General features: G+C 59.1%; 18 protein-coding genes. 1 reads left to right on the forward strand and 17 read right to left on the reverse strand.

All coding sequences use genetic code 11. The features are described 5' to 3' along the window. Nucleotides 1–41: 41 nt before the first annotated feature. The 10 genes from atpA to HMPREF2999_RS08760 form a co-directional block, all read right to left on the reverse strand. Entirely contained in the window at nucleotides 42–1,667 is a 1,626-nt protein-coding gene (gene atpA, locus HMPREF2999_RS08715; RefSeq protein WP_070629493.1) for a F0F1 ATP synthase subunit alpha, read from the reverse strand. A 187-nt stretch (nucleotides 1,668–1,854) separates the two neighbouring features. Next, nucleotides 1,855–2,667 carry a F0F1 ATP synthase subunit delta gene (locus HMPREF2999_RS08720; protein ID WP_070675079.1) on the reverse strand — a complete coding sequence of 271 codons (813 nt, stop codon included), beginning with the start codon at nucleotides 2,665–2,667 and terminating at the stop codon, nucleotides 1,855–1,857. Further along, nucleotides 2,667–3,224: a F0F1 ATP synthase subunit B gene (locus HMPREF2999_RS08725; RefSeq protein WP_005506460.1), complete on the reverse strand. Its 558-nt coding sequence runs from the start codon at nucleotides 3,222–3,224 to the stop codon at nucleotides 2,667–2,669. The genes HMPREF2999_RS08720 and HMPREF2999_RS08725 overlap by 1 nt, the downstream gene beginning before the upstream one ends. A gap of 51 nt (nucleotides 3,225–3,275) precedes the next feature. Next, entirely contained in the window at nucleotides 3,276–3,479 is a 204-nt protein-coding gene (atpE, locus tag HMPREF2999_RS08730) for an ATP synthase F0 subunit C (protein WP_005506461.1), read from the reverse strand. A gap of 143 nt (nucleotides 3,480–3,622) precedes the next feature. Beyond that, on the reverse strand, nucleotides 3,623–4,414 hold the full coding sequence (atpB, locus tag HMPREF2999_RS08735; RefSeq protein WP_005507804.1) for a F0F1 ATP synthase subunit A: 792 nt from the start codon (nucleotides 4,412–4,414) through the stop codon (nucleotides 3,623–3,625). A gap of 112 nt (nucleotides 4,415–4,526) precedes the next feature. Beyond that, nucleotides 4,527–4,787, reverse strand: a complete 261-nt coding sequence (locus HMPREF2999_RS08740) for a hypothetical protein (RefSeq protein WP_005506464.1) — start codon at nucleotides 4,785–4,787, stop codon at nucleotides 4,527–4,529. A 28-nt stretch (nucleotides 4,788–4,815) separates the two neighbouring features. Continuing rightward, nucleotides 4,816–5,388, reverse strand: a complete 573-nt coding sequence (locus HMPREF2999_RS08745) for a hypothetical protein (protein WP_070675076.1) — start codon at nucleotides 5,386–5,388, stop codon at nucleotides 4,816–4,818. Continuing rightward, nucleotides 5,388–6,674, reverse strand: a complete 1,287-nt coding sequence (locus HMPREF2999_RS08750) for an MraY family glycosyltransferase (protein ID WP_070675073.1) — start codon at nucleotides 6,672–6,674, stop codon at nucleotides 5,388–5,390. The genes HMPREF2999_RS08745 and HMPREF2999_RS08750 overlap by 1 nt, the downstream gene beginning before the upstream one ends. A 252-nt stretch (nucleotides 6,675–6,926) precedes the next feature. Then, nucleotides 6,927–8,885, reverse strand: coding sequence for a polysaccharide biosynthesis protein (locus HMPREF2999_RS08755; protein ID WP_070675070.1), 1,959 nt, complete (start codon nucleotides 8,883–8,885; stop codon nucleotides 6,927–6,929). After that, nucleotides 8,885–10,852 carry a glycosyltransferase family 2 protein gene (locus HMPREF2999_RS08760; protein WP_070675067.1) on the reverse strand — a complete coding sequence of 656 codons (1,968 nt, stop codon included), beginning with the start codon at nucleotides 10,850–10,852 and terminating at the stop codon, nucleotides 8,885–8,887. Before HMPREF2999_RS08760 ends, HMPREF2999_RS08755 begins: the two co-directional genes overlap by 1 nt. A 429-nt stretch (nucleotides 10,853–11,281) precedes the next feature. On the opposite strand from HMPREF2999_RS08760, the gene HMPREF2999_RS08765 reads away from it, so the two are divergent. Further along, entirely contained in the window at nucleotides 11,282–12,283 is a 1,002-nt protein-coding gene (locus HMPREF2999_RS08765) for an NAD-dependent epimerase/dehydratase family protein (protein ID WP_012903767.1), read from the forward strand. A gap of 147 nt (nucleotides 12,284–12,430) precedes the next feature. On the opposite strand, the gene HMPREF2999_RS08770 is transcribed toward HMPREF2999_RS08765, so the two are convergent. The 7 genes from HMPREF2999_RS08770 to HMPREF2999_RS08800 form a co-directional block, all read right to left on the reverse strand. Beyond that, nucleotides 12,431–13,648 (reverse strand): L-threonylcarbamoyladenylate synthase, encoded by a 1,218-nt coding sequence (locus tag HMPREF2999_RS08770; RefSeq protein WP_070675065.1) that lies wholly within the window; start codon nucleotides 13,646–13,648, stop codon nucleotides 12,431–12,433. A gap of 169 nt (nucleotides 13,649–13,817) precedes the next feature. After that, nucleotides 13,818–14,726, reverse strand: a complete 909-nt coding sequence (prmC, locus tag HMPREF2999_RS08775; protein ID WP_070675061.1) for a peptide chain release factor N(5)-glutamine methyltransferase — start codon at nucleotides 14,724–14,726, stop codon at nucleotides 13,818–13,820. Nucleotides 14,727–14,860: 134 nt separating this feature from the next. Continuing rightward, nucleotides 14,861–15,943 carry a peptide chain release factor 1 gene (gene prfA, locus HMPREF2999_RS08780; RefSeq protein ID WP_005507792.1) on the reverse strand — a complete coding sequence of 361 codons (1,083 nt, stop codon included), beginning with the start codon at nucleotides 15,941–15,943 and terminating at the stop codon, nucleotides 14,861–14,863. Nucleotides 15,944–16,082: 139 nt separating this feature from the next. Continuing rightward, a complete protein-coding gene (rho, locus tag HMPREF2999_RS08785; RefSeq protein ID WP_070675058.1) occupies nucleotides 16,083–18,269 on the reverse strand; it encodes a transcription termination factor Rho in 2,187 nt (728 codons plus the stop codon). 512 nt (nucleotides 18,270–18,781) lie between these two features. Further along, nucleotides 18,782–19,750 carry a homoserine kinase gene (gene thrB / locus HMPREF2999_RS08790; protein WP_070675055.1) on the reverse strand — a complete coding sequence of 323 codons (969 nt, stop codon included), beginning with the start codon at nucleotides 19,748–19,750 and terminating at the stop codon, nucleotides 18,782–18,784. A gap of 122 nt (nucleotides 19,751–19,872) precedes the next feature. After that, on the reverse strand, nucleotides 19,873–20,973 hold the full coding sequence (gene thrC / locus HMPREF2999_RS08795) for a threonine synthase (RefSeq protein ID WP_070604619.1): 1,101 nt from the start codon (nucleotides 20,971–20,973) through the stop codon (nucleotides 19,873–19,875). A 173-nt stretch (nucleotides 20,974–21,146) separates the two neighbouring features. Continuing rightward, a complete protein-coding gene (locus HMPREF2999_RS08800) occupies nucleotides 21,147–22,436 on the reverse strand; it encodes a homoserine dehydrogenase (RefSeq protein WP_070675053.1) in 1,290 nt (429 codons plus the stop codon). Nucleotides 22,437–22,665: the final 229 nt, after the last annotated feature.

Genomic DNA, 22,665 nt, shown 5'->3' on the forward strand with positions numbered 1-22,665 from the left:
CAGCCTCATAGCTGAGGCGGGGAGAAGGCGAGGACTAATCGCTAACCGATGGTTTCCTGAGTGATGTCGCTATCGCGAGCTGCCTTGTGCTCCTCGTGACCTGCGTCGACGAGGTGGCTGCTGCCCTCAGACTTGAAACCCTGCTTGAAGTCAGCAACTGCGGACTTCAGAGCTGCAACGGTGTCATCCTCAAGCTTGCCGGAGGAAGCGATATCGGTCAGTACCGAGGTCTTGTGACGCAGGTACTCGATGAATCCTGCCTCGAAGCGCAGCACGTCGGAAATCTCGATGTCGTCGAGGTGACCGGAGGTACCAGCCCAAATGGAGACAACCTGCTCTTCAACTGCGTACGGGGTGTACTGCGGCTGACGCAGCAGCTCGGTCAGGCGAGAACCGCGGGTCAGCTGTGCCTTGGTAGCGTCGTCCAGGTCGGATGCGAACATTGCGAACGCTTCCATTGCACGGTACTGTGCCAGCTCCAGCTTCAGGGTACCGGAGACCTTCTTCATAGCCTTGGTCTGTGCGGCACCACCAACACGGGAGACGGAGATACCGACGTCGACTGCCGGACGCTGGTTAGCGTTGAACAGGTCGGACTGCAGGAAGATCTGGCCGTCAGTAATGGAGATGACGTTGGTCGGAATGAAGGCGGAAACGTCGTTTGCCTTGGTCTCAATGATCGGGAAGCCGGTCATCGAGCCTGCGCCCAGGTCGTCAGAGAGCTTAGCGCAACGCTCCAGCAGGCGGGAGTGCAGGTAGAAGACGTCACCGGGGTATGCTTCACGTCCCGGCGGGCGGCGCAGCAGCAGGGACACAGCGCGGTATGCTTCTGCCTGCTTCGACAGGTCGTCGAAGATGATGAGGACGTGCTTGCCACCGTACATCCAGTGCTGGCCGATAGCCGAACCGGTGTAGGGTGCCAGGTACTTGAAGCCTGCTGCGTCAGATGCGGGAGATGCCACGATGGTGGTGTACTCCAGCGCGCCGCGAGTCTCAAGGGTGTGGCGGACAGCTGCAATGGTGGATGCCTTCTGGCCAACAGCCACGTAGATGCATCGAACCTGCTTCTCGGGGTCACCGGAAGCCCAGTTGTCCTTCTGGTTCAGAATGGTGTCGATCGCGATAGCGGTCTTACCGGTCTGGCGGTCACCAATGATCAGCTGACGCTGACCGCGACCGATCGGAATCATCGAGTCGATTGCCTTCAGACCGGTCTGCAGCGGCTCGTGAACCGACTTACGCTGGGTCACGCCGGGAGCCTGCAGCTCCAGTGCACGGCGACCTTCGGACTCAATGGGGCCCAGGTCATCGATCGGGTTACCGAGGGGGTCAACAACGCGACCGAGGTACGCGTCGCCAACGGGCACCGAGAGGACCTCACCGGTGCGGTGTACGACCTGGCCCTCTTCAATACCGGTGAAGTCACCCAGGACAATCACACCAATATTGCGGGTATCCAGGTTCTGTGCGAGGCCGAGGGTGCCGTCTTCGAAACGAAGCAGCTCATTCGCCATAACCGAGGGAAGACCCTCGACACGAGCGATACCGTCGGAGGCCGATACAACTCGACCCACCTCAACACGTTCTGCATTGCCGGGTTCGTAAGACGCTGCAAACTCGTTCAGCGCATTACGGACATCTTCGGCATTGATGGTCAGTTCGGCCATCTTGTGTCCCTGCTCTCTCATTGTGGTTGCGTTCCGTCAACGGAACCAACCGAAACTTGCAATTCGGGTTGAACGGGCGGGCAATGCCGCCGCTTCTGCGAAGGAGGCATCAGCCACGCACCCGCTACCCGAGGTATCTTCTAAATCACCGTTGCGACGAACGGTTCAGCGTCGCTAGCTTGAGCCGCTAGCCGATGGAACGAGTCAGGTCGGACATGCGGGTCTCGACGGTACCGTCGATCACCTCGTCGCCCACCTGAACACGCAGACCGCCCAGAACGGCGGGGTCCACCGAAACGTCGAGCTTCAGCTCACGGCCGTACACGGCGTTGAGCGCGCGACCGAGACGTTCAAGCTGTGCCTGCGACAGCGCAATCGCGCTAGTTACTCGCGCAATGTAACGGTTCTGTCGCGTGACGATGATTTCTGCGAACTCATCGGCTACCCGTGCAGCGTGACGGCCGCGGGGGTTGGAGCCAACTCGTTCGAGCAGAAGCACACCTTCGGCGGTGGTGGCGGGGCCACCGAGCGCCACGGCGAGCTTCTTCTTTGCTTCTTTGCTTGCCTGATGGTCGGACAGCGCTTCCTGCGCCTGAGCGTTGGAATCAACGGTACGCACAAAGGTGAGTAGTTCGTTGAGCACCTCGTCCAGGGCATCCACGCCACCGCGAGACTGAGCCGATGCGGTCACGGCGAGCACTGCTGCACGCTCCAGGGCGTTCGCCAGATCTGCATCATCAGACCAGCGCTGAGCCACCGCATTGGTGAACACAGCCATAGCCTGTGAAGAGATTTTGCCGCCGAAGACGGTGTTAGCGATACCCTGACGTGCTGCTGCATCACGCGAAGAATCGGTGACAGCACGGCGCAGGGTGCCGTTGTGGTCGAGAACATCAACCACAGCGAAAAGCTCGCTCGCCAGGTTCAGAGGCTGCAGGGAAGCGTGAGCTTCCAGCACCTCTTCCACCTTGCTCAGTGATTCAGTAGATACTCCTGCCATTACCGAGCCGCACCTGCGTTCTGCTTCTCGGTTTCAAGGTCAGCAAGAAAACGATCTACCACACGGGCCGATCGCTCATCATCGTTGAGGGCTTCGCCCACAATCTTGCCGGCAAGGGTCGTAGCAAGAGTGCCAACCTCGGAACGGAGGGACACTGCTGCTGCCGCACGCTCTGCCTCGATAGCCTTTGCTGCATTATCGCTAATGCGCTGAGCCTCAGCGGTTGCACGCTCGCGAGCATCGGCAATGATTGCCTCGCCCTCTGCGCGTGCCTCTTCACGAATCTTCTGAGCCTCCAGTCGAGCGCTTTCGAGCTGCTGGGTGTACTCATCGCGAGCCGCTGCAGCCTCTGCCTGTGCCTTCTCGGCCTTGGCAAGGCCACCTTCGATTGCTTCCTTACGGTCCTGGTAGATCTTCTCGAACGCCGGGACAACGTACTTAGCAACGATGTAGTAGAGGATCAGGAATCCGATGAGGGTAATGACAATTTCCCCGACGTCGGGAATCAGGGGGTTCGAAGTTGCCTCCGCTCCCCCGTCGCTTGCCAGATAAATCATGGAGGGAATCCTGTTCTATGGGATGGGTCGTTTAGGATGTGGCAGAGCCGGTTACTTGATGAAGACGAGAACCAGGCCCAGAATTGCCAGTGCCTCGACCAGTGCGAAGCCCAGGAACAGCATGGGCTGCAGGGTCTTCTGGGACTCGGGCTGACGAGCAACGCTGGTCATGTATGCCGCGAAGATCAGACCCACGCCGATGCCGCCGCCGATAGCTGCCAGACCGTAGCCAACCGCAGTGATGGAACCAACCATTATTTTTCCTTTCAACAGTGTTCGACCGGGAACATACCCGGACCGAACAGAGTTTGATTTGAGTTAATAGCCCGCACAGTGAACGTGTGGGTTGCTTTATTCACGCCCAATGACGAACGCGAAAACCTAAAAAACTAGAGAGTTTAGTGTCCCTCGGAAACCGAGCCCTGCAGGTACACAGCCAGCAGCAGAGCGAACACATAAGCCTGGATGCACTGAATCATGAATTCCAGGAAGTACAGGAACATGCCCAGAGCACCGGGAGCAATAGCAGCCAGGTAGCCGATGCCGCCCAGAGTCTCAACCATGTAGGTCACCATGCTGGACGCAACCATCAGCGCCAGGTGACCACCGAACATGGTCGCGAAGAGACGCAGTGCGTGAGTTGCGGGACGAATCAGCAGGTTCGAGAAGAACTCGATCGGGATCAGGATGGGGTAAATCCACACCGGCAGACCCGAAGGCATGGTGATGTCCTTGAAGAAGCCGCCCAGGCCCTTGCGCTTGATGCCAACGCCAACCCAGGTCAGGTATGCCACGCCAGCCAGTGCGTAGGCGCTACCGGGGTGGGAGAAGGAGGGCAGCTGAACAAACGGAATCGACCCGAAGAGGTTGTTCACCAGAACAAAGAAGAAGGAGGCGAACAGAATCGGCACGAAAGGCTTGTAGTGCTGAACGCCCAGGGTTTCCTTGCCGAGGGAGTTACGAGCAAACATGTAGCCGGATTCAGCAATGAACTGAGTCTTGCCGGGAACCATGGCACGCTTACGTGCTGCGGTGAGGAAGAAGACCGCAATAATCACCACGGACAGCAGAATCAGTACGTTCTGCTTACCGAAAGCGAAATCACCAATGGTGAAGAAGGGGGGCAGATGCATGTCTTCAGGGGTCGGCGGCACATAGGCTTCCGCGAGGATCAACCCGTTCTCGATCAAAGCAAGTCCTTTCTTGCTACTAGTGGCTATCAAGAGCCCATGTCTGCCTATAAACGACTGACATGCTAACTACATGGATGAATGTGTGACCTAGCGGTCCGCGTTCAATGACCTAACGGTCTTTATTCTGCCTGGTCATGTGGGTAAAGACGAGGGTCAAACCTCCGACAGCGCCAATCAAGACGCCAACCCACACCAGCCAGGTGGTGGAGAAGACCAGGTCACCGAGGTAACCGATGCCTCCCCACACCGCTACACCGATGATCAGATAGAGAATCGACATGACGGCGCCGGAGAGACCTCCGTCAGATACCAATTCTCCGGTGGTGCGGAGCTTTTTATCTCCGTCCCACCACTTCTTCTCTTCGGCCAAACGTTTTTCCTTTCAAACACCAATCGTGTTACCGACCATGGTCTTCCGAGTCGGTGTCGAAGTACAAAATTCTTAGTCGTGCGATGCTGACTGTTTCAATAACAATCCACAGAATCACGCCGGTACATGCGCCTGCGAGAGTCCAACCGTGCCTCAGATTCTCGGGGAATGGCACAAACATCAATACCAGACCGAGCAGAGCGATCTTCACGAGGTAGCTCACCACCAGCGATTTGGGTACACCCCAGTCGAAAATGGGAGCAACCAACATAACTAATACGCCCAGAGTGAAGCATATATAGATTATCAGAAAGCCCAATGTTATTCCTAGCGCGCCCACGGGGCCCGCAAACAGGTACGCACTCATCATACCGCCCAACCAAGCCAGCAGAGAGTAAGCCGATACTCTGTAGAACAAAAATTTCCAGGAAAGCTCTTGACTCTCGAAAGAAGAGGCCTTCAAACCTGCTTGAGCACGCTCTCGGCGGCGTTTCTGCTGCTTCTTGCGCTCTGCCGGCGGATACCACAGAACGTCCACCACGCGCCTCCAGAGAGGCTCTGCAGGAGCCTCAGCCGAAGGTTTAGAGTGTTCAGAAACCATTAGTGTTTCTCCCCACGATTCTGATTAGACTGCGTCGAAGAAGAGGAAGCAGAAGAAGGCTGACCCGCACGATCCTTCACCGAATCCGGCATGATCGGCTCCGGATGCAGCGAGGTCGGCTCCACATTCTCAGGAGTCGCAGGAATACCAGTTGCCGAGGTCAAAGAGCCGGTAGCAGGCTCCGAAGTTGCCGACTTCGCCTTCGACACCGAACCCTTCGAATCCGCTGCAAAACGCTTCGACAGGTCAATCGTAGAGGTAGGAGCCTCACCGCCAAAGAGCTGCGGCATACGCAGATACACCACCAGCACGGCAAGCGCCACAAGAACGACGCCCACGGTCGCCACCACAGATCCCGCAGCATACAGATCAGATGCAAACGCCAACAGCACCCACACCAGAATGGTCGTACCCGTCACCACGGCGGTCGAACCAAGGTGGCTGAAACCAACATCCGTCAGACGCTGATACGTGTGAGTACGGTGCGGCTTGTACCACTGCTCCCCCGCCATAAAACGACGGAACAGAGTCGTACCCGCGTCCGCCAGATAAGTCATCAGCGGAGCAAAAGCCAGCAGGAACGGAACATCCGCAAACCACGCACCCACAGCCAACGTGCCCAGCGCCGCGCCCAAAACATAAGAACCCGCATCGCCCAAAAACACGTTCTTACCCGGGCGCACATTCCACGGCAGGAACGCCGCAAAAGCACCGGCAACCGCCACACCAGCCAAAGCCAGCCACGGCAGGTTCACCATCCAACCGGTCAGCGCATACGCCAAACCAGCCACCAGACCGTGAGCACCAGAAATGCCGTTAATACCGTCCATAAAATTCGCCACGTTAATGTAGCCGGCAATAAAAATTGCGCCAAGAATCAGTACCAGAACGTTCGTGCCCTGCACCGTCGCGAAGCTCACGCTCACCAGTACGCCAATCACCAGCTGCAGTCCCGCACGACGCACAATGCTCACGCCGCGAATATCCTCCAGCCAACCCAAAGCGAGAGCACACAGAATCGCCGCGGCAATCGTCACCGCCAGCTGCAAAGACTCAGCAGAACGGTACGTCCAGCCGAACAGGGTAGCCGCCACAAACGCTACAAAGGTCGCGGCCGCAGTCGCCAAGCCCATACCGCGGTAAGTCGGAGCAGTATGCGAAGAACGCTCATTAGGAACATCCACCATGTTGTAGCGATGCAAAATCGGGCGCACCGCAAACGGCAAAAGGGCACCCAAAACAAAAGCAAGAGCAAAAATGCTCAACAGCTCAGAAAAGGAGGTCATACCAGCTCCAAGGCATTGGCGCCGCTCCCCTGGACGCAAGCTCCAGAATCGCAGCTAAAGGACGATGTGTGCGTAGTGTGTGTTTACTTCGTATTCTATAGAACTCTTCAGTAGCCCGGGACTAAACGTTACAGGATCTCTCCATACGTTCTGCATATTCTGCGTCCTGAAATGTTCTACACCCGAGAAAGAGAAAACACCGGATACCGCACCCGCCACGCAAGTGCAGCATCCGGTGTTATTCCGTAAAGATTAGAACGTCTGCGCATCCGCCAAAGTACGCGGATCAGGGGCACGCTCCAGGCCATGACGCTCATAGCCGCTGTGCTCCCGATAGTTCTGAATCCACAGCTTATAATCGAGCTCATCAGGGTCAAGTGCCGGGGCACTCGACCGGGAAATATACCGGTTCTCCTCGCTCGGCACCAGCTTCTCGGTACCGCCGAAGAGAGTCTCATCCAGCTTCTCACCCTTGCGAAGACCAATCTCCTTGATCTCTACGTCATACCGCTCATACGCCTGGCGCATCGCCTTCGCAACGTCCAGAATCTTGACCGGCTGGCCCATATCCAGCACCATAACCTCGCCCGGGCGACCAATCGCACCGGCAAGCATCACCAGCAGGCAGGCATCGGTAATCAGCATGAAGTAACGGGTCGCGCGCTTATCCGTCAGGGTAATCGGACCACCCGAAAGAATCTGCTTCGTAAAGAGCGGCTTAATCGAACCGCGCGAACCAAACACGTTACCGAAACGAACCGACACGTAGGTGTTACCGGTCTTCTCGCCAAAGTACGCGGTCAGACGCTCCGCCACGCGCTTGGACTGGCCCAGCGCAGTCTTCGGATCCGCCGCCTTATCAGTCGAAACGTTCACGAAGGTCTTCACGCCCACCGCCTCCGCGGCACGCAACACGTTCAGAGTGCCCAAGGAGTTCGTCTTCCACGCCTCCTGCGGGTACGCTTCCAGCGCCGACACATGCTTCAAAGCCGCAGCATGGAACACCACCTCGGGGCGACGGTCACGGAAAATCTCCAGCAGATTATCGCCCTCACGAATATCAGCCAGAATAATGCGGTCATCATCCAGGCTCGACTCGTGAGTAATCGAAACCTTCGTCTCCATCAGCAGAGTCTCATCATGATCAAGCATCATGAGGGTCTCCGGCTCAAACTCGCTAATCTGACGGCACAGCTCAGAACCAATCGAACCGCCCGCACCCGTAACCAGCACGCGCTTACCGTGCAGGTACGAACGCAGAATATCGCGGTCAATATCGTAGTTAATCTCACCACGAATCACGCGCATCAGGTCGTTATCGCTCGCGGTAATCAGACGCTCACCCATCAGTCGAGCATTCGCACTACTAATACGCTGAACCTCAACCTTAAGCTTACGCATGCGGTTACAAAAGGACTCGAAGTAATCCTCCGACATATCCGAAATCGTCACCAGAATCTTACGAGTACCCGACTCACGAATCACCTGCTCCAGCTCACGGTAAGTAGTAATCACCGAAATACCGTGGAACTTCGTACCAGCCTTCAGCTGGTCATCATCGAAGACCGCAACCGGGCGAAGCTTCGCATCCTCATCGTGCAGCATCGAATCCATGACCATGCCGCCGATAAAGCCAGCACCGTACACAATCACCGGCTCACCGGTCAGCTCACGCACAGCACCGCGCTCAGTGTACACACGCTTCGCCATGCGAGCGCCCGCCATCATAATCAGGCTAAACGCCGCCGCAATCGCAGGCACACTATGCGGAATATGCGGCAGACCCAACAGCTCATCCACAAAGGAGAAAGCAGTCAACGCCGCACCCGCGCTCAAAGCAGCCGCGCCGGCACGCCACGACTCGTCAAACGAACCGTACGAATACACGCCGTTATAAATCTTCACGCCCGCCAGACCAATGACCAGGTGCAGAACCACAGCCAACGTAGCGGTCATCGTCAACGACGCCGGGTGAATAATATCGAACACCGAGCCGTTACTGAGCAGCACACTATAGCGGAGCATGTACGCGAACAAAACCGACAGAACCCAGGCGCTCGAATCAATCAGCGCCTGCGCAATCAGCCACCATGGCTTACGCTCATACAGGCGGTTCACCAGCATCGTGCCAGAGTCACCCTCCGTCACCATCGTGCCGCGCTGGGCCGCCTTCCGCATCACCACATGAGCGTGAGGTTTCAACTGAGCCACTACATGCCTCCTTCAGATGCGGTACCAGAAGAACGAGAAGAAGCACGAGCCGTCAAAGACGACAACGCACGAAACGCCGAACGGCGCGCCTGCTCAGGAACAAAACGGTACACACTACGCACCGCCATATTCTGAGCCCACTGAAGCTTAGAAATACCGTGACCGGTGTACAGTCGACGCTGAATCGCCACATCCTGCAACCAGGCGTCCACTCCCCCGCGCTTCGTGTACGCGCCCGCGCCCACGCGGTAACGCACCAGAGCCTCGGGGATATTACCCAGACGGTAGCCGGCATCGCGCAGACGCATCCACAGCCACCAATCCTCCGCGCCGGGCACGAACTCGTAACCGCCCAGCTGCTGCACGGCGCTCTTCACGAACGCCACCGACGGGTGATAAATCGGGTTGCGCGAATCCATCGCACTGAGCAGACGCTCAGAATCAACAATCGCCTCGCGGGTCGACTCCACCGCAGTATTGCTTTCGTTCACCTCAAGCATGGCAGAGCCCAGCACCGTGTAGCCGCCCTGCACCAGGGCAGGAATCAGACGCGCAAAACGATTCGGCTCAGACAGATCATCAGAATCAGCACGAGCCACCAGCTCATAGGTGCACGCCTGCAGACCGGCGTTCAGCGCCTCCGCCAAACCAACATTCTGAGCCAGCTCCACCACCTGAATCGGCGGGCAATCCAGGTTCTCGGCACGCTGAACCCAACGATCCACCACGGCATCTAGCTCGGGGGTCAGCGGACCGTCCTTCACCAAAACCAGCTCGGAAGGACGCACCGTCTGGTTCAGTAGATTCGACTCCAACGCCTGATCCAGATAGGCGGGGTTCTCCTTAGCGTACACGCTCATCAGCACCGAGAAATCGGGTACAGAGCTCACGCAACCGCGCGCCTTCTCAGAGTCAGCGGGGCTTTCATCGGATGCAGGCACGCCGTAGCGGCCCGGGAAAGTCAGCGGGTAAATACCCTCAAGCACCTGAGCATTCGGGCGAGGCGCGCGCAAGCCATCACGCACACCATTGAGGAAATATCCCAGATAGGTGCGGCGGTCATCAGTACGCAGAACAGTAGAAATCCACAGACGCGCCGACGAGCCACCATAGAGCAACTTCTCCAGCGGGTTCAGGGTACGCGAACGGGTAAAGACCCACAGCTTATTGCGCACATCGTTATAGAAACGCGGACCCGGGTCAGCGTTCGTCGTGCCAAAAGTCTTCGTGTGGTGCTTAGCCACCGAAGAAGGCACCGCAATACCGTCACGGTGATGAATCAGACGAGTCGAAAACTCGAAGTCATCATTCCAAATGAAGAACTCAGCAATCGGCAAACCACCGTTACGGCGAATAGCCTGCGCATCCATCAGAATCGACACGAACGAGGCACTACGAATCGGACGGGCACCCACCGCCTGCGCACGAGCATGACGCTGCTCCCCCGCCGCAAACATCGTGCGCGGAGTGTTCATCGGGTGGTCCTCGCCGTTCGTCCACACCACACGAGAGGCCACCACCGCGGGGCGCTGCGAAGGCACCGGCGAATAGTTCATCCAGGCGGCAACCGCCTCCGACAGGGTGTTCCCGGTCGGCTCGGTGTCATCATCCATAACCCACACCAAATCCGGGTTATGGCGTTCCAGGGCGCGATCAATACCCACCGCGAAACCGCCAGCACCGCCCATATTGCTCTCCAGACGGATACAATCCACCGGCAGCTCATAGTCCAGGGCACGCAAATACTCGGCAGTACCGTCCGTGGAGGCGTTATCAACAATCACCACCGCCGCAGGCACACGCTCACCAGAAGCGATACCGGCGAGGGTCTTCGGCAGCAGGTCCTCACGGTTATAAGTCACCACCACGGCAACCGTGCGGGGATACTCGTTCAAAGAATCGTGAGAAGAAGACTGATCGGAAGAAGGCTGGGCAAAAGCGGTCACGTCGCTGTACTTTTCTGCCATAAATTCTCCCTCCGCGGCGCGATGCGCCTGAATCAGCCGGTACGCGATATACCCATATCGTACTGGGCGCTTCTGGTGTTTCTCGCGCCCGCGGCATTCAACCGTGTGGATATATCGCTCAAAGAAAATATTCTACCTGCGGTCTCCACTAGAGAGTGAACCATCACCCCAAAAGACGCACTTTATGACAGATAAACAACCGAATTCAGTTGATTTATCCGTATAGCGGACGCACCCGCACACCCAGTTTTGGGTGTCTATCAAGCTACCAGCTTCACAGCCTGTGTTTGCGCTGTGCACCCCGTGCGAAAAAACGACCAGAGACCGAATAAAACCCCACAAATTCCCCATAAACTGTTCAAATATGGGAAAGTTGAAATGACCCCATTTTTCCCCGCAACGTACGCGGGCTCGTGAGAGGTAAAAGAGATGTCCGAATCCAAGTGGAAAGTCATTGGCGCCAGCGGCTTCGTTGGTTCCTCCATCGTCGCGCGTCTGAACGCAGAAGGTATCAGCGTTGATCCCATCGAGGCACCTCGACTCGCAACCCGAGCCCTCGACGTAGACAGCATCATCGACGAAGCAGACCAGCTTGAAGGCATCATCGACTCCCTCGCAGAAGCCTTCGCAGGCGCGCAGGTCGTCGTCAACGCAGCGGGTCTCGCAGCACCCAACATGCAGGATCTGCCCCCGCTCGTCGGCGCAAACGCCCTGCTTCCCGCCGTAATTGCCATCGCCGCACAGCGAACCGGCGTACGCCGCGTCATCCATCTCTCCTCCGCAGCGGTACAGGGCCCGCGCCTCGTGCTGGACGCGTCCGAAGAGACCAACCCGTTCAGCGCCTACTCCTTCTCCAAAGCACTCGGCGAAGAAGCGTTGCTCGACCTGCAGGACTACTTCCTCGAAGAGCACCCCGACTGCGCACCCGAACTGTGCATCCTTCGCGCAACCAGCGTGCAGGGCCGCGGCCGACGCACCACCGAACTCTTCGCCAAGATGGCATCCTCCCCCTTCGCATCCGTTGCCGGTGCTGGCACCGGCAAGTCCCCGGTTTCCAGCGTGCACGCCCTCGCAGAATTCGTGGTCATGCTCGGCACCTTCCCCGGCGAGCTACCCACCATCGTGCTGCAGCCCTGGGAAGGCGCAACCGTCGCCTCCGCATCCGTGGATGCTGGTCGCCGCCACCCGCACCGCCTGCCCGAGTGGCTCTGCCGCGCGGCCGTCAAGGCGGGCTACACCGTCTCCGAGCTGATGAATGACAAGTTCGCAGGCTCCGTGCGCAAGGTCGAGGTCATGTGGTTCGGCCAGGGCATCGACGACTCCTGGGCACGCGACAACAACCTTCTGCCCACCCCGCGCGTGCGTGAAGTACTGCGCAACGCCCACACCGCGCTGGGCAAGAAGAAGGACCGCCGCTTCGAGAAGAACTAGGTAGCGCGCGTGCTCTCCTAAAGGTGCACGACCTGAGGCACACAGCCTAGTTGCGCGCCTCTAGAGGGCTCATCACGAAAGGGAACCCCCGATATATCTGAACGATATATCGGGCGTTCCCTTATACGTTTAATGCTCACAAAAGCTTTAGAGGTGATCCTCCGGGGCGTCCTTCTGCTCGGTCTTAGCGTCAGATTCAGTCTTGGTAGCCTCAGCCTTAGCGTCTTCAGCCTTAGATTCTGCCGACTTAGCCTCGCTCTGAGCGGGTGCACTCTTAGCGGCAGTCTCAATCTTCAACTCGCCAAAGACCAGCGCGCGAGCAGTATCAGCAGGAACCGGGTGAGTCTGCGGCTCATCCGCACGAACCGGCTTCGGAGTGTTGTCACGGTAGCCGCGCGAACGCTCCTGATCCACGCCAGTGCTGAAAGCAGAAGACAGAGCCGAAGTAGCGCCCAGCAGGGACGCAGCGACAGAACCGGCAACCGGTGCCGAAGCGCGACGAGCAGGCTCACCGCTCACAGTGTGGGTGCTGTCCCACTGCTCGTACGCCTCATCCAGGTCAGCCTGCTCATCCAGAGCACGCTCAGAAGGAGCCGACTCAGACGACGCGGAAGAAGCAGCCTCGGCCTCCTCAACCTTACGAGCCGCCTGCTCGTCAGCCTCCGCACGAGTCAGAATGGTCGGAACGACCTCGCGTAGCTCCTCCACCGAAATCGCGCCCTCACGAACCACCACGTAGGGGAAGGAGGTGCAATCCAGAATCGTCGACGGTGCCGGGTCACGCTCAGTCACCACAACCACGCCGTCCTCATTCGGCTCAGACTCAAGCGGCTTAGGACGAGCGCCACCGTCAATCACCACGGCAACGTCCTCACCCAGGGAATCCATGGCGGTCTGTGCGTCCAGTGCGGCTTCCTGACCGGTCTTGTTCGCGCTCGAAACCGCCAGCGGACCGTGCTCAGTCAGCAGCTTCAGGGCGAACTCATCATCGGGAACACGCACGGCAACAGTACCGCGGGTCTCACCCAAATCCCAGCTCAGCGACGGGTACGCGTGAAGAATAATAGTCAGCGCGCCGGGCCAGAAGCGACCACCCAGGTCGTAAATATCGTCCGGAACGTCGTCGACCACGCCAGCGAGCGCAGCAAGATCAAAGATCAGCACGGGCGGCGGCATGGTGCGGTCGCGGCCCTTATCTGCCAGCAGCTTGGCAACGCCCTGATGCGAGAAAGCATCGGCGGCAATACCGTAGACGGTATCGGTGGGCATCACAATCGTGTCGTGCGCCTTCAGCGCCTCGCGGGCAGCCTCGATAGCCTCGCGGGTCTCAGTTTCAGTCGTTACGGGGTACAGCTTTGCAGTCACGGGTCTTATTCTCTCATGTTTTTCTGGATGCGGCGAGACACCGGCACCCACAACGCGCCATGTGGAAGCACTCTTCCGGGGGTTCACCATATCTCACCGGCTCTAAGCTAGCTGAGGAGGCGGACGCGTTGCCTTCACGCAGCCCTGCACGGGCTAGGTGGTGCATCTACTAGTCTAAAGGCTCTAGTGGGCGCGGTTTATAACCGACGCTATGACGCGGACGATTATTCAGGTCACGCACCGGGTAGCAGCCCTCGAAGCCAACACGCGCCAACAGCTCGGCGACGGCGTCTTCCTGGGTGTCGTCGTGCTCCATGATGAACAGGCCGCCGGGGGCAAGAAGCTCGAAGGCGCGGGCGGCGATTGCGGAGGGCATCTGCATGCCGTCCTCTCCCCCTCCGTACAGTGCCATGTCCGGGTCGTGCAGAGCGGCTTCCGGGTCGGCGGGTACGTTCGCCGGCGGAATGTACGGAGGGTTAGAGAGCACCGCGTCGAAGGTTCCGGCAAGTTCGGGCAGGGCGGTGAGGGCGTCCCCCTGAACCAGGTGCACGCCGAGCGGCTCCAGGTTCTTGCGGGTGTAGGGGATGGCGTCTTCGGAGAGCTCTACCGCGAACACCTGGGCGTTCGGCAGTTCGCTCTTGATCGCCGCGGCGATAGCCCCGGAGCCGGTGCACAGGTCGACGATGCGCAGCTGACCGGTTGCCGAATCGGTGCGGGGTGCTAGCACCTTGAGGGCTTCTTCGACGAGTAGCTCGGTCTCAGGGCGGGGTACGAACACGCCCGGCCCGACTGCCAGTTCTAGGCGGTAGAAGGGAGCGGAGCCGGTGATGTGCTGCAGCGGTTCGCGGCAGGCGCGGCGGGCGACCAGCGCCTCGTACTCTGCAACCTGTTCGGGGGTGAGCCGCTCCCCCATCAGCGCGGCGTGCTGTAGGCGTGAGCGTGAGCCGTCGTAGAGCAGGTGCGCGGCGAGGAGCTCGGCGTCCACGCGGGGGCTGGGCACCTGCGCCAGTGCCGCGGTGGCGCGCGTAAGCACCTGCGCGAGTTCTTCCCCACGCGGGTCGTGCACATTCACCTTCATGAGCTCTCCTCCTCATCTCTCAACGACTCAAAGCCTATCGCGGCATACAGGTGAGGGGCTCCACCGCCGTAGCGGCGAGCCCCCTCACCAACATCTCATACCGTTTCAAAGAATCGGCACGAGCAAATACAGAACTACTTCTGTTCCTGGCCCACCTGAGCGAGGCGGTGCGCCTCGTCCATCTCAATAGCGGACTGAACCACAGGCTCCAAATCACCATTCAGCACAGCATCCAGGTTGTACGCCTTGTAGCCGGTACGGTGATCCGCAATGCGGTTCTCCGGGAAGTTGTACGTACGGATACGCTCCGAACGGTCCATGGTACGCACCTGCGAAGCACGGTGTGCCGCGTTCTCAGCGTCAATCTGCTCCTGCTGGTGAGCCAGCAGTCGCGCACGCAACACGCGCATCGCGGCTTCACGGTTCTGCAGCTGAGACTTCTCGTTCTGCATCGCCACGACAATACCGGTCGGCAGGTGGGTAATACGCACCGCCGAGTCAGTGGTGTTCACCGACTGACCACCAGGGCCCGAAGAACGGTACACGTCAATCTTCAGGTCGTTCTGGTTAATCTCGATTTCCTCGGGCTCATCCACCTCGGGGAACACCAACACACCGGCGGCGGAAGTGTGAATACGGCCCTGAGACTCAGTCGCCGGAACACGCTGCACACGGTGCACGCCACCCTCATACTTCAGGTGCGCCCACACGCCCTCAGCCGGCTCATTCGAGGAGCCCTTAATAGCAATCTGAGCGTCCTTGTAACCGCCAACATCGGTGCTGGTCGAAGAAATAATCTCAGTCTTCCAGCCCTTGTGCTCGGCGTAACGCATGTACATGCGCAGCAGGTCACCAGCGAACAGAGCCGCCTCGTCACCACCGGCACCAGCCTTCACCTCAAGAATGACGTTACGGCCATCATCCGGGTCACGCGGAATCAGCAGGCGGCGCAGCTTCTCCTGAGCAACCTCCAGCTCCTCCTCCAGACCGGGAATCTCCGCCGCGAAATCCGGATCCTCATCAGCCATCTCGCGAGCAGCCTCAAGGTCATCCTTCAGCGAAGTGTACTTGTTGTACGCAGTCACAATACCGGTCAGCTCCGCGTAGCGGCGGCCCACACGGCGTGCCTTACCCTGATTCGCCTGCACGGCGGGGTCAGCCAGCTGATTCTGCAGGTCAGCGTGCTCATCCAGCAGAACCTGAATAGATTCAAACATTCTGTTCTCTCTTCCATCTCCCGCACTTTACGCCGCACGGGCAGGCACTAGACATCTCACACCCCTGGCAGGGATGCACAAAACGAACGGCTCACGCGCCCCACCCACATGAGGAGGTGGGGCGCGTGAGATACGAGCCTTAGTCGACCAGACGCAGACCGTTCTTCTGAACCGTCAGAAGGAACTCCACGTTGCTTTCAGTCTTACGCAGCTGGTTGGTCAGAACGCCCAGAGCCTGCTCAGGCTCCATACCCGCCAGGGCACGGCGCAGACCCCACATAATCTTGATCTCATCCGGGGAGAGCAGGTTCTCCTCGCGGCGAGTACCAGAAGCGTTAATATCAACCGCGGGGAAGATACGCTTATCCGCCAGCTGACGGGACAGGCGCAGCTCCATGTTACCGGTGCCCTTGAACTCTTCGAAGATCACTTCGTCCATCTTCGAGCCGGTCTCAACCAGGGCGGTAGCCAGGATGGTCAGCGAGCCACCCTCTTCAATGTTGCGGGCAGCACCGAAGAACTTCTTCGGCGGGTACAGTGCGGCGGAATCCACACCACCGGACAGGATACGACCAGATGCGGGAGCAGCCAGGTTGTATGCGCGGCCCAGGCGGGTCATGGAGTCCAGCAGCACGACCACATCGTAGCCGAGCTCCACCATACGCTTCGCACGCTCAATAGCCAGCTCAGCCACAGTGGTGTGATCCTCAGCCGGGCGGTCGAAGGTCGAGGCAATAACCTCACCCTTGACGGTGCGCTGCATATCGGTCACTTCTTCAGGACGCTCATCCACCAGGACCATCATCAGGTACACGTCCGGGTTGTTCACGGTAATCGCGTTCGCAATGGACTGCAGCATGAGGGTCTTACCCGCCTTCGGCGGGGACACAATCAGACCACGCTGACCCTTACCAATCGGAGACACCAGGTCCACCACGCGGGTGCCCAGCTTCTTCGGGGTGGTCTCCAGGCGCAGACGCTCCTTGGGGTACAGCGGAGTCAGCTTCGAGAAGACGCGGCGGTTAGCTGCTTCCTCAACGGTCTGACCGTTAATCGCCTCAACCTGAACCAGCGCGTTGAAACGCTGGCGGCTGTTCGACTCACCATCACGCGGCACGCGAATCGCGCCGAGCACGTGGTCACCCTTACGCAGGTTGTACTTCTTTACCTGAGCCAGGGAGACGTACACGTCGTTGGTGCCGGGCAGGTAGCCGGTGGTACGCACAAAAGCGTAGTTGTCGAGAATGTCCAGAACACCCGAAATCGGTGCCAACACATCGTCTTCGCTCAGGCGAGGCTCGTTCTCCTCGCGGCGGCGAGCCTGCTTCTCAGCACGCTCAGCCTGACGGTCACGCTTGGAACGGCGCTCAGTACGCTCGGTGCGCTCGGCACGCTCTGCGCGTTCTGCGCGTTCTGCACGCTCAGCAGCCTTACGCTCGGCACGTTCACTACGCTCAGTGTTGCGCTCTGCACGCTCAGCCTGACGATCACGCTTAGTGCGACGCTCGGTACGCTCACCATCCTGATCGCGGCGACGCTCACGGGTACGAGTACGCTTCGAGCTCTTCTCACCGTCAGGGGTGCCAAAAGTCATGTCCAGGGCAGCGTTCAGGCTGTCCAGGCTCGCGGTGCCGTCAGCAGTAGTAGCCTTCAGCTCAGCAGAGTTACCGGGCAGGTCAACCTGCTCCGCACGCTCGCCAATACGCTCAGCAGCCAGCTCAGCGCGCACATCCAGCGGAGGAAGCTCAGCGGGCTTCTCGTCCTTACGGGTGCGGGTGCGGCGGGTACGCTTCTCCGGCTTCTCGTTATTCTCAGTCTTCTCGGACTTCTCAGCCGATGCGTCCTCACCCTCAGCGGCACGGCGAGCGCGCGCACGCTTCTGAGCGGGAGTCTCGTAACGGGAAGAGCGGGTACGCTTCTCAGCCTTTTCAGCCTTCTCAACGCCCTCAGCGGGGGCTTCAGCAGCCTCAGCGTTTTCGGTCTTCTCAGCCTTCGCCTCGGCGTCCTTCTGGGCGCGAGTACGGCGGGTACGGCGAGGCTTAGACTCTTCAGTCGTCTCAGCAGCGGGAGTCTGGGCAGCCTCAGCAGCCTCAGCGAACGCTTCAGACTTAGGTGCCTCAGACTTGGGCGCAGCAGGAGCGGCTACGGCGCCACCACGCTGATGCTCCTCAAGAGCCTGAACCAGCTCGGCCTTCTTCAACTTCAGATAGCCGCGGATACCAAGCTGCTGGGCGAGGACACGCAGCTGCGCGACCTTCAAGTTCGCAAGTTCCGGTGCGGCAGCCGCCGTACCGTACTCATCGGTGACAACAATATTCTTTGCCAACTACAATTCCTTTGGTTATAAGCCCTGAAAATCTTCAGAATAAAGATCGGGCGGGCGCTATAGCGCGGTCAAAGGCTTAGACACTGCCGAAAGAAAACAGCAGTCTGCACCTTCGACTCCCTCGAACCGCACTGGAGGCGGTTCGCGTCTCTTACCGTACCCGCTGATTCAGACACAGCGAGCACACACGGAAGATAAGGCGCTCTATCACAAATGTGGGCAAGCCCAAACCATCATCTATAGAACCATCTACACGAGATGAAGAGGACGGATTGGTCACTTTTGAAAGGGCACCCGTCGCGAAACCGAACCCTCAGAAAAGTCTTCCCCTATGCGTCAGAAATAAAGAAAGACATGAATCCCAAAGGCACTCCCCCGAACCTTACCGGCTCCCGCTCAGATACAAAAGCATCTGAGGCATCAAGGGAAACGGAAGTACGTTACGAAGGATAGTATCGACGGTCTACATTGAACGACGGGCGAACCTCAACATAGGACGAACTAATAACGTCCTACTGAGTAACTATAACACCTTCAGTATCAATTTCAAGAGGAAGAACCCGCCAGTTCAGGCGACGATCCACAATAGCGCTACAGGGGTGAGTCGCCTCAAACTCGGCAATCGCCTCCTGAACCTGCTGCACCTGCTCATCGCCGTGCGCAAAGGTCAAAACAGTAGGGCCAGCGCCAGAAATCACCGCAGCAAAACCCTGACTGCGCAGGTACGCAACCAGCACAGCGGACGGCTCCATCGCGGTCACGCGGTACCCCTGATGCAGGTAATCCACGGTCGCATCCATCAGGTACTCGGGAGCATCAGAGAGAGTGCGCACCAGCAACGCCGCACGAGCGGAGTTCGCCACCGCCTCAACGTGGGGCATCTCCTCAGGAATCAGCGAACGAGCAAGCTTCGTCGACACCTCATAATCGGGCACAGCCACCACAGGGTGAACATCAGGATGCACCGGAATAATCAAGGTCTTCCAGTTGCCCATCTCACCCCAGGACACCGACAGGTTGCCATAAATCGCCGGAGCCACGTTATCCGGGTGGCCCTCCATATCGGAGGCGACCTGCAGCATCTGCTCACGGCTCAGACGGTGCTCCTCCGGCAGCAGACCGCTCGCCGCAGCGACACCCGCCACAATAGCCGACGCCGAAGAACCCATACCGCGAGAATGCGGAATCTTATTATCAGCAATCAGCTTCACCGGCGGCAGTTCATCCAAACCAGCCGCCGCAAAACCAGCCTTCATCGCCTGCAAAACCAGGTGGCTCTCGTCGCGAGGAACATCCGCGCTACCCTCACCGCTGAGCTCAAACTCCAGGCCGGATTCAATACGCTCAACAACCAGCTCATCATAGAAGCCAAGACCCAAACCCATGCTGTCATAGCCGGGGCCCAGGTTAGCGCTCGTAGCGGGAACGCGAACCTTAACGGACGCGCCCACCGGAATATCAGAAATATGCAGGGAAGACATGAGAAGAACCTCGCGATCGGTGACGTAATGAGTGAATAGGTGAAAGATACAAAAAGGGCTGTCATGCAGGTGCACCCCGCCCCGAAAAATCGGGACGGAGTGCACAACGTAGTATGAATAGGCTAGTGCAAATCGAGAATATCTGCCACAGCAACCACGTCGAAGGGAGCCTTGGTCGGCTCAACCTTCACGCCGTTCACAGCCTGCAGAGCCCACTGCGGGTCCTTCAGACCGTGACCGGTCACGGTGATGACGATGGTCTTACCCTCGGGAGCTTCACCGGCACGGTGCTTCTTCAGCAGACCCGCAACACCGGCAGCTGAAGCCGGCTCCACGAAGACACCCTCGCGGGCAGACAGCCAGCGGTGCGCCTCCAGAATCTCCTCATCAGTCACAGCCTCAATCACGCCGCCAGACTCATCACGAGCAGCTTCAGCCTTCTCCCACGACGCGGGGTTACCGATACGGATCGCGGTCGCAATGGTCTCAGGAGCCTCAATCGGGTGACCAGCAACGATCGGTGCAGCACCAGCAGCCTGGAAGCCCCACATGATCGGGCGCTTGGTCGCAACCGGCTCCAGAACCTCACCGTCACGGTTGGTGTAAGGCTCCGAGTACTCCTTGTAGCCCTTCCAGTACGCGGTGATGTTACCCGCGTTGCCAACCGGCAGCAGGTGGTAATCGGGAGCGTCACCCAGGGTGTCAACAACCTCGAACGAACCGGTCTTCTGGCCCTCAATACGGTAAGGGTTGACCGAGTTCACCAGGAACACCGGGTAATTCTCGCTGAGCTTGCGAGCAATCTCCAGGCAGTTATCGAAGTTGCCGTCAATCTGAATGATGTCAGCACCGTGAGCGATAGCCTGAGACAGCTTACCCATAGAAATCTTGCCGTCCGGAACCAGCACTGCACAGCGCATACCAGCCTGCAGAGCGTACGCAGCAGCCGAAGCGGAAGTGTTACCGGTCGAAGCACACACAACAGCCTTCGCGCCGTCACGCTTAGCGGCGGTCATCGCGCTGGTCATACCGCGGTCCTTGAACGAACCGGTCGGGTTCATACCCTCAAACTTCAGGTAAACGGTGTTGCCGGTCTCAGCAGACAGTGCCGGCGCGTGAATCAGCGGGGTGCCGCCCTCGCCCAGGGTCACAGCCTTCACATCGTCTGCGAAAGGCAGACGGTCACGGTACTCATTGATAACGCCCTGCCACACGTGTGCCATTGGCTTCTCCTTCAATCTTGGCGCCCCGCCCGCCGGACCTCCCATAGGTCCGGCGCGGTAGCGGGTACGCGGGTTAGTTAGTGAGCGATGCACCCGCAAGCGAACATCGCACGTTTAGTGAGCGGCGCGTGCCGCACATCAGTTAGCGCTAAGCGCCTAGTGCTTCTCGGAGCCTAGTGCTTCTCGGACTCCACGCGGATGACCGAGTTCACCTCACGCACAGTGTCCAGCGCGTCAATCACAGCAATCGCACGGCGTAAATCAGCGTCCTTCGCAGAGTGGGTGACCATACGAATCTGAGCCACACCCTCCTTCGGGGCGGACTGGCGCAGAGAATCAACAGAAATACCGTGCTCAGTCAGGATGCGGGTAATGTTCGCCAGAACGCCCAGGCGATCCTCCACCAAAACACCCACCGAGTAGCGAGACACCACGTTATCCAGACCGGTTGCGTGCAGCTGCGCGTGGGAAGTCTCCGGAACACCGGGGCCACCCAGCACCAGACGACGAGCCAGGGACACGAAGTCACCCAGAACAGCCGAAGCAGTCGGAGCGCCACCCGCGCCGGGACCGTAGAACATCAGCTCGCCAGCGTTCTCCGCCTCAACGAACACAGCGTTGAACGCACCGTGCACGCCCGCCAGCGGGTGCTGACGCGGAATCAGGGTCGGGTTCACACGAATGTTAGCGCCGTTCTCACCCTCACGCTCGCAAATAGCCAGCAGCTTGATGACGTAACCATCAGCATCCGCAGCCGCAACATCATCAGCGGTGATGGAGGTAATGCCTTCAGTGTGCACATCATCGATGGTGAAGTCAGAGTGGAACGCCAGCGAAGCAACAATCGCAGCCTTCGACGCGGCGTCGTGGCCCTCAACGTCAGCGGTGGGGTCGGCCTCGGCGTAGCCCAGCTTCTGGGCGTCGGCCAGTGCGTCCGCGAAGGATGCGCCGGTGGTGTCCATCTGGTCAAGAATGTAGTTGGTGGTGCCGTTCATGATGCCCAGAACGCGGGTCACGCGGTCACCGGCCAGGGAGTCGCGCAGGGGGCGCAGAATCGGAATCGCACCGGCCACGGCGGCCTCGTAAGAGAGCTGAGCACCGGACTCATCAGCGGCGGCCTGCAGCTCCACACCGTGCTTGGCCAGCAGGGCTTTGTTGCCCGAAACGACGGACTTGCCGGCGTTCAGCGCGCGCAGGATGCGGGTGCGGGCCGGCTCGATGCCGCCGGTCAGCTCGATCACCACGTCGGCGGCGTCAATCAAAGCTTCGGCGTCGGTGGTGTACAGCGAGGGGTCGGCATTCCAGTGGCGAGTTGCCCGAGTATCACGCACGGCAATGCCGATCAGCTCGACGGGCGCACCAATGCGCTTTTCAAGGACGGCGTTATCCTCTATCAGGATGCGTGCCGCCTGGGAACCGACGTTACCGGCACCCAGCAGGGCAACTTTGATTTTGTCAGCCACGATAGTCTCTTTCTACGGTCGTTCCGGGGCGTTCCCCGGGGTCTCTTCGGGCTACGGTGCGGCGCGCTACGCGGAGCACGCACTCAACAACCACTTTATCAAGAGGCGGGATGAAGCCATCGGCCTCAAGCTGCGACTTTTATTCTCTGAGATGAGGCATCCCTCACAATCATGAGGTGATCCTTATCGTCGGCGGAGTCTTGAACGCGCAATACCGTGAAGCCCCGCC

Origin of the sequence: Rothia sp. HMSC066H02 (genome assembly GCF_001814995.1) — a bacterium.
GTDB classification, from domain to species: Bacteria; Actinomycetota; Actinomycetes; order Actinomycetales; family Micrococcaceae; genus Rothia; species Rothia mucilaginosa.